Source organism: Herbiconiux sp., from assembly GCF_023264855.1.
In the GTDB taxonomy this organism is placed as follows: Bacteria; Actinomycetota; Actinomycetes; order Actinomycetales; family Microbacteriaceae; genus Herbiconiux.
The window spans coordinates 81,217-89,303 of sequence record NZ_JAHFUW010000015.1 but is presented as its reverse complement, the minus strand read 5'-3'; the positions used below and the strand labels follow the sequence as shown (position 1 = coordinate 89,303).

At 72.8% G+C, this 8,087-nt stretch carries 8 protein-coding genes; 7 read left to right on the top strand and 1 reads right to left on the bottom strand.

Features of this window, described 5'->3' with window-relative positions; translation table 11 throughout:
* From Q0D75_RS08495 to Q0D75_RS08465, 7 genes are all read left to right on the top strand, one after another.
* A partial coding sequence (locus Q0D75_RS08495) for a transketolase C-terminal domain-containing protein (protein ID WP_291051787.1) occupies nt 1-299 on the top strand: 299 nt, incomplete at its 5' end.
* Complete coding sequence (locus Q0D75_RS08490; protein WP_291051785.1) at nt 299-1,762, top strand: dihydrolipoamide acetyltransferase family protein; 1,464 nt, start codon at nt 299-301, stop codon at nt 1,760-1,762. The genes Q0D75_RS08495 and Q0D75_RS08490, both read left to right, overlap by 1 nt.
* Before the next feature lie 155 nt (nt 1,763-1,917).
* Nucleotides 1,918-2,445, top strand: coding sequence for a nuclear transport factor 2 family protein (locus Q0D75_RS08485; protein WP_291051783.1), 528 nt, complete (start codon nt 1,918-1,920; stop codon nt 2,443-2,445).
* A gap of 1 nt (nt 2,446) precedes the next feature.
* The gene (locus tag Q0D75_RS08480) at nt 2,447-4,042 is read left to right on the top strand and encodes an FAD-binding oxidoreductase (protein ID WP_291051781.1); all 1,596 of its coding nucleotides are present in this window, start codon (nt 2,447-2,449) and stop codon (nt 4,040-4,042) included.
* Nucleotides 4,039-5,238, top strand: coding sequence for a zinc-binding dehydrogenase (locus tag Q0D75_RS08475; RefSeq protein WP_291051778.1), 1,200 nt, complete (start codon nt 4,039-4,041; stop codon nt 5,236-5,238). Before Q0D75_RS08480 ends, Q0D75_RS08475 begins: the two co-directional genes overlap by 4 nt.
* Entirely contained in the window at nt 5,235-6,548 is a 1,314-nt protein-coding gene (locus Q0D75_RS08470; protein ID WP_291051776.1) for an acyl-CoA dehydrogenase family protein, read from the top strand. The genes Q0D75_RS08475 and Q0D75_RS08470 overlap by 4 nt, the downstream gene beginning before the upstream one ends.
* Nucleotides 6,545-7,048, top strand: coding sequence for a nuclear transport factor 2 family protein (locus Q0D75_RS08465; protein WP_291051773.1), 504 nt, complete (start codon nt 6,545-6,547; stop codon nt 7,046-7,048). The genes Q0D75_RS08470 and Q0D75_RS08465 overlap by 4 nt, the downstream gene beginning before the upstream one ends.
* Here Q0D75_RS08465 and Q0D75_RS08460 read toward each other — a convergent pair.
* A complete protein-coding gene (locus tag Q0D75_RS08460) occupies nt 6,974-7,984 on the bottom strand; it encodes a LysR substrate-binding domain-containing protein (protein WP_291051770.1) in 1,011 nt (336 codons plus the stop codon). The two genes, Q0D75_RS08465 and Q0D75_RS08460, sit on opposite strands and share 75 nt — an antisense overlap.
* Between the last annotated feature and the right edge of the window lie 103 nt (nt 7,985-8,087).

The window sequence follows — 8,087 nt, the reverse complement described above, 5'->3', positions numbered from 1 at the left end:
TCGACCTGCGCTGGCTCGACCGCGCGTCGATCGACTGGGACACCATCGGGGAGTCGATCACCAAGACCAACAGCGTGCTCATCGTCGAGCAGGGCGCCCAGGGCACCTCGTACGGCGGCTGGCTCGCCGACGAGATCCAGCGCCGCTACTTCGACTGGCTCGATCAGCCGATCGAGCGGGTGCACGGAGGTGAGGCCTCGCCCAGCATCTCGAAGGTGCTCGAGCGCGCCGCCATCGCCCGCACCGAAGAGGTCGTCGCCGGCCTCGAGCGCGTGCGACTCGGATTCGGAGAGCGCTGATGTCGACCGTCATCCGGATGCCGGAGGTTCTCGCGGGAGCCGCCGAAGGCGCCATCCAGTCGTGGCTGGTGCAGGTGGGCCAGTCGGTCGTGGTGGGCGAGCCGCTCGCCGAGGTCGAGACCGAGAAGGCCACCGTGGAGTACGCCGCCGAGATCGGCGGAACGCTGCTGAAGGTGCTCGTCGGCGAAGGCGTGTCGGTGAACGTGGGTGAGCCGATCGCCGTGGTCGGCGAGCCCGGGGAGAGCGCCGACGACGCTCCGGGCCCCGATGAGGATGCGGCACCCGGTGCGGAGCCGGTCGAAGCCGGAACCTCGGTGCCCGCGGGCTCGAAGCCGGCCGACGGTGCGGCAGCGGCCGAGCCGCGCGTGGCCCCGGAGCCGGAGACCGCTCCGGAGGGCGAGAGCTCGCCGGTGGCTCAGGCGCCGGTCGATCTCGGCGGTGGCGCCGAGGCGTCGGGGAACGGATCGGGCCAGAACGCATCCGGCGAGAGCGGATCGGCCGAGAACGGATCCGGCGAGTCGGGTTCGCGGCTGTTCGCCAGCCCGATCGTACGCCGGCTCGCGAAGGAGCGCGGGGTCGATCTCGGATCGCTCCGCGGTACCGGACCCGGCGGGCGGATCGTTCGCGCCGACCTCGAGCGCGCGCCTGAGAAGGCGGCCCCGACCTCGGCGGCTACGGCTGCACCGGCCTCGCCTGCTGCACCCCCTGCGCCGGCATCCGCACCCGCGGCATCCGCCGCTCCGGCCGCGGCGTCGGCCCCCGCGGCCCCGGCCGCATCCGGAGCCGGCTTCGTCGAGGTGCCGCACACGGGAATGCGCCGGGCCATCGCCCGACGGCTCACCGAGAGCAAGTCGACCGTGCCGCACTTCTACCTCGTGGCCGATTGCCGGGTGGACGAGCTGCTCGCCCTGCGCCGCTCGGTCAACGAGGCCTCCGCCGTGAAGATCTCGGTCAACGACTTCGTGCTGAAGGCGGCCGCGGCGGCCTTCGGCGACGTGCCCGAGGCGAACGCCACCTGGACCGACACCGCGGTGCGCCGCTACGACTCCGTCGACATGTCGGTGGCCGTGGCCATCGAGGGCGGTCTGGTGACCCCCGTGCTGCGGTCGGTCGAGAAGCTCTCGCTGAGCGAGGTCGCCCGCTCGGTGGCCGACCTGGCCGGCCGCGCCCGCGAGGGCAAGCTGCGCCAGAACGAGCTGGAGGGCGGCAGCTTCGCGGTGTCGAACCTCGGCATGTACGGCGTGACCGAGTTCTCGGCCATCATCAACCCGCCGCAGTCCGCCATCCTGGCGGTGGGCGCGGCCCGTCCCGAGCCCGTGGTGCAGGACGGCGAGATCGTGGTGGGAACCGTGATGACCGTCACCCTGTCGGCCGATCACCGGGTGCTCGACGGCGCGCTCGCCGCCCAGTGGCTGGCCGCGTTCGTGAAGCGCATCGAGAAGCCGCTGTCGATCCTGATCTGAGCAATCGATCCTGATCCGGGCGGCGCCCGTTCCCCCGATTTCCGGAGGACGTTCCGCGGAAAGGGCGTGTTGACCGCCTCCTCGACCGCTTCCTAGCGTGGTGGTGGGCGCCCGATCCGTTCGGTGCGCCCTATCACCCGCAAAGGAGCACGATGATGCCAGACCAGACCGAGGCCGCCCCGCGCACGGGACACACCGGGCCGGGCTCGGACGACCGCGCGGCGATCGACGACCTCTACAACACCTACCTCTGGGCGCTCGACACGCAGGACATCGACCTCTATGTCGGCACCTTCTGGCCGGATGCGGCGTTCAAGGAGACCCAGCTCGACGGGTCGGTGGAGACCTGGACGGGTGCCGACAGCATCCGCGCGTTCTCCGAGAGCCACTTCGGCGGCTACAGCGGTCATCAGCACCGGGAGTCGAACCGGCTGTACCTCCCCGATGAGAACGGCGGCACCGACCGCTGGGGCATCCGCGCGTACTGGTTCGCCAGCCATCGCGAGGCCGGTACCGGCGAGGTGACCTTCAGTTCGACCGGGCACTCCCGCGACATCGTGGAGCGGCGCGACGGGGTGTGGCGGTTCGCGCAGCGCTGGGTGGAGCGCTGGCCGGGCGACCTGGCGCATCCGCTCGCCGCCGCGTCGTCGTCGGCCGAGTCGATGCAGCAGGCCGGGAGCTGAGGTGGGCGAGACCCCGCTGAGCCCCGAACTGATCCGGCCTGCAGCCTCGACCGACCCGGCCGAGACCTTCGCGGCGGCGGCCCGGCTGATCGAGCGCGCTGCCGGCATCGTCGGCGCGGCCAACGTCTCAGCGGCCGACGACGTGGACGACTACCTCGACGCGTACGCCCTCGGCGACCGGCGCACCTTCCTGCCGGGCGGTGCGGTGCGGCCGGCCGAGGCGGAGCAGGTGCAGGCCGTCGTGCGCGCCGCCGGCGAGCTCGGTGTGCCGCTCTGGCCGATCGGCCGTGGCAAGAACCTCGGCTACGGCGGCCCCGCACCCCGGGTGCCGGGCAGCGTGGTGATCGACCTCACCCGGATGAACCGGGTTCTCACGGTCGACGACCAGACTGCGTACGCGATCGTGGAGCCGGGCGTGAGCTTCTTCGAGCTGCACGACGAGCTGCTGCAGCGCGGGTCGCGGCTGTGGGCCTCGGTGCCCGACCTCGGCTGGGGCAGCGTCGTGGGCAACGCCCTCGAACGCGGCTACGGCTACACCGCGCACGGCGACCACCAGCAGTTCGTCTGCGGGCTCGAGGTGGTGCTGCCCTCGGGCGAGCTCATCCGCACGGGCATGGGGGCGCTTCCCGGCTCCGAGGCGTGGCCGCTCTACCGCGGCGGCTTCGGCCCGGGGTTGGAGGGGCTGTTCATGCAGTCGAACCTCGGCATCGTCACCAAGATGGGCGTCTGGCTGATGCCGCGGCCCGAGCGCTTCGCCGCCTGCCGCATCGCGATCGACTCCGAGGAGGCGCTGCCGCAGCTTGTCGACGCGATGCGCGAGCTCAAGCTCGACGGAACGGTCGACGGTGTGGTGAACGCCGCGAACGCGGTGGGCGTGGCGGCCGGGATGTCGCCGCGCGAGCGCTGGTACGGCGGCGACGGGGTTGTTCCGGATGACGTGGTGCGCCTGTTGGCCGACGACCTCGGCATCGGCCTCTGGAACGTCAAGTGCGCCTTCTACGGATCCGACGCCCTGCTCGACCTGAAGGAGCAGCGGCTGCGTGGGGCGATCGCCGCCATCCCCGGCAGCACCGTGATCGTGCACCGCTACGACGGCACCGCGAGCGCCGACGAGGTGGAGCCGGTCGACCACTTCGCCGCCGGCATCCCGGGCATGCTGCTGGCCGAGGGCGTGCGCTGGCGCGCCAACGGCACGGGCGGGGCGCACATCGGCCTCTGCCCGGTGTCGCCGCTCACGGGCGAGCACGTGGTAGAGGCCTCGCGCATCATGCGCACGCACATCGAGGCTGCGGGCTTCGACTACATCGGCGGCTGGCTGGGCACCGCCCGGCACGCCGTGAACGTGCTGATGATCTTCTTCGACGCCGCCGACCCGGTGGAGGCGGAGAAGGTACGGGTGGCGTTCTCGGAGCTCGTGCCGCTGCTCGCGGCGAAGGGCTACGGCGAGTACCGGGCGCACCTGGAGTTCATGGACACGGTGGCCGCCCAGTTCTCCTGGAACGACGGAGCGCTGCTCGAGTTCGTGCGCACGCTCAAGCAGGCCGTCGATCCGCAGGGCATCCTCGCGCCCGGCAAACAGGGCATCTGGCCGCGATGACCGGCCCCGTGCTCACCCGTGCGCTGGTGGCGCGCGGAGACGGCTCGCCGCCGGAGACGATCGAGCTCGAGCTCGACCCGCTCGGTGCGCGCGACGTGCTGGTGGAGCTGGAGGCCTCGGCCATCTGCCGCACCGAGCTGCTGACGATCGACCGGCGACGCGCCGATCCGGATGCCCCGGCCGTGCCGGTCGACGGCCGCCGCCGGGTGCTCGGTCACGCGGCCACGGGGCGGGTCAGCGCGGTCGGCGCCGCCGTGACCCGGTTCGCGCCGGGCGATGCCGTGGTGGTGACCGGTACCCGCCAGTGCGGCGAGTGCTTCTACTGCCGCAACGGAACCCCCGGGGCGTGCGACGAGATCTTCGCCTTCGCCGAACGGAGGGTGGGGGTGGCCGCCGGCGGCGAGGTCGTCTGGAGCGACGGCGGGATCGGCACGCACGCCGAGCGGATGCTCTACGTCGAGTCGAACCTGGTGCGGATCGCCGGCCGCGCCCCGGCCGAGCATCGTGCCCTGCTCGGCTGCGGCATCCCTTCGGGTGCCGGTACCGTGCGCGACGTAGCCGTCGTGCGCGCCGGGCAATCGGTCGGCATCTCCGGCTGCGGGCACGTGGGCCTGTGGATGGTGCAGGCCGCGGTTCTCGCCGGGGCGAGCATTGTGATCGCGATCGATCCGCATCCGTGGCGCCGTGAGCAGGCCCGCGCGGCGGGCGCCACCCACACGCTCGCCCCGGGGAACGACATCGTGCACCAGGTGCGCGCGCTCACCGAGGGGCGCGGCGTCGACGTGGGCCTCGAGGCCGCCGGCACCACCCTGGCCATGCGCCAGTCGTTCGACCTCACCCGCTACGGCGGCACCGTGGTGCCCACCGGCCTGGAGAGCGAGCGGGCCGAGGTGCGGCTGGACAACCTGCAGTATTCGCTCGGCTCGCGCCGCATCGCCGGCTCGCAGTGCGGCGGCGGCGACGTGCGCCGTTCGGTGCCCGAGCTCGAGGCGCTGCTGGAGAGCGGGGCGCTGCGGGCCGAGGGCATCGTGACCGCCGTGCACACGCTCAACTCGGCACCCGAGGCGTACCTCGCGCTCGAGGATCCGCACCAGCTGACCGCCGTCATCCGCCTCGGGGTCGCGATCGCGGTCGATCCGCCCCGCACGCCGGCCCCCGCGCATCCGTCCCCGCCGCTCGAAGGAGAGAAGCCATGACCCCACCCGACACCACCGTCGCACCCCCACCCCCATCGCTGCAGGACGCCGACGAGGGGCGCATCCTCGAGCGTGCCCGCTCGCTGCGCGAGCTCATCCGTTCGCAGCAGGACGAGTCGGAGCGGCTCGGCCACTACCCGCCCGAGGTGCACGAGCGCATGCTCGAGCTCGGCCTCTACCACCTGCTCACGCCGCGCCGCTTCGGCGGGGCGCAGGTCTCGCTGCGCACCTGGCTGCGCACGGTGATCGAGATCTCGGCGGCCGACCCGGGAACCGGCTGGTGCTACTGCCTGGGGCACTCGCACAGCATCCAGCTCGCCTCGTCGTGGCCCGAGTCGGTGCAGCAGGAGGCGTTCACGGATGCGGCCGGCTACTTCCGCTCCTCGCACAGCCTGTCGCCCGCCGGCACCGCGCGGCCGGTCGAGGGCGGATACCGTCTCTCGGGGGTCTCCCGCTACCAGTCGGGCTCGCCGTACTCCACGCACGCGATCGTGTTCGTGACGGTGGAGGGCGAGATCAACGGATCGGGCGGTCCGCGCTCGGCGCAGGTGCTGCTGCCACGCTCGTCGTACACCCGGCTCGACGACTGGGGCGGGGGGCAGGTGCTCGGCATGCGCGCCAGCGGATCGAACTCGGTGGCGTTCGACGACGTCTTCGTGCCGACGGAGAACCTGGTCGACGCGACCTGGGCCGGCGAGGTGCCCGCGGGCGAGACGGGGGCGGCGCTGCACGGCGATGCGCTCTACATCGGCAGCGTGCAGGCCTTCCTCGGCGCCGAGCTGGCCGCCGTCACGGTGGGAGCCGCGCGGGCCGCGCTCGACGAGTGGGAGCGCCTCGCCCGGGTGCGCAAGGCGCCGCTGCCGCCCTTCGTCACCCGCGACCACGATCCCTCGAGCCAGCGCATCTTCGGTGAGGCCTGCATCAAGGCCGACTCGGCCGAAGCCATCCTGATGCAGGTGGCCGACACGATCGCCGACTGGTCGGAGCGCTTCGCGACGCAGGGCGCGCCACTCACCCGCGGCATGGACACGCGCCTGAACGGCCTCACGCTCGAAGCCGGCCGCCTGGCCGCCGAGGCCGTCGACCTGCTGTTCATGTCGGCGGGCAGCTCGGAGGCCCGGCCCGGCCACCGGATGGAACGCTACGCGCGCGACATCATGATGTACCGCACCCACGCGGCCGCCCAGTACGGGGCATGGATGCAGGGCATCGGCGCCACCATCCTCGGCGTGCAGCGCTCGGCGTTCGACCTGCCGGATGCGCCCGCCGACGGCGGCGCGCCCGTGCCTGCCGACGGGGGAGCGCGATGAGCGTCGTCGGAGCCGGCCCCTCGCCCGCCGATCGCCTCGCCATCGCCGCGGTGATCGACACCGGGCTGTGGGCGCTGGATACCCGCGACCTCGAGGTCTACCTCGCCACCTTCTGGCCCGACGCGAGCTTCAGCGAGGTCGGTCCCGACGGCGCCCTCGGCGTCTGGCACGGCATCGACGACATCCGCCGGATGTCGGCCGCACGGGTCGGCGGCCCGACCGGCCGGCAGCACCGGCTCTCGAACACCCTGTTCATCCCGCGCGAACCGGCGGCCGGGGCATCCGAGGGCCGTCCGCCGGGCGAGGCCTGGACCGCCTGGGCCTACTGGATGACCTCGGTGCGGCATCCGGAGACCGGCGAGGTGCGCTTCGAGATGAGCGGCTACCTGCGCGACGAGCTCGAGCGGCGCGACGGCGAGTGGCGGTTACTCGGCCGGCACCTCGACGGCTGGCCCGGCGACCTGCGGCATCCGCTGCGCACCGTCGGCACCACCGGCTGAACCGTGCTCCGAGGTGGCCGCGCGCGCCGCGGAACCGGGCCAGGCGGCCGAGGCGGCGCGGATCACGGCACGCGCCGCCGGCGAGGGGCGGATGTGCGCCGACCAGGCGAGCGTGGCATACTCCACCGGCGAGTCGGTGCGCAGCGGACGCACGGCGAGCGGACGCCCCTCCTGCGTGAGGTCACCGGCCGGCCGGTGGATGTGCAGGGTGTAGCCGAGCCCCCGCCCCACCAGCGACCGCGCCAGCTCGTAGCTGGGCGAGCGGAAGCCGATCCGCGGCCGCACGCCGGCCTCGTTGAACAGCGTGCGCGAGTGCGTGGCTCCGGGCTCGGTGTCGAGCATGATCCAGGTCTCGTCGGCGAGCTCGTGCACCCCGATCTCGTCGTTCGAGGCCAGCGGATGACCCGCCGGCAGGATGACGTTCACCGGCAGCGGGCACAACCGTACGGCCTCGAGGTCGGTGGGCTGCCGGCGGTCCAGCGTGATGGCGAGGTCGACCTCGCCGGTGAGCAGCCGCGGCCAGAACGACTCCTCCAGGCCGATCTCCACCGACACCACGAGCTCCGGATGCTCCCGCGCGAGTCGTTCGATGATCGGCGGCAGGATGCCCGGGGCCATCTCCTCGGCGCAGCCGATCGTGACCGCGCCCCCGAGCGACGACGAGCCGCCGCGGATGCTGCGTTCGAGCTCGTCCGCATCGCCCAGCAGTTCGCGCGCCTGCCGCTGCAGCTGCCGCCCGCTCGCCGTGAGCGAGACGCCGTGGGCGCGGCGGCGCACGCACAGCTGCGCGTCGAGGGTGCGCTCCAGGGCGGAGAGGCTAGCGGCCACCGCCGATTGCGAGACGTGCAGGCTCGCGGCCGCCAGCGAGATCGATCCGGAGTCGGCGATGGCCAGGAAGTACTCCAGCTGGCGCAGGCTGAGGTTGCTCGAGGCCATGCGAACTCCTTCGGTCGCGGTCCACGGATGCGGCGCCGAGGAGCAGCGAACGACCTGCTTCCCCGGAAAAAGTGTGGAGATGACCATGGTAAACCCGCATCCG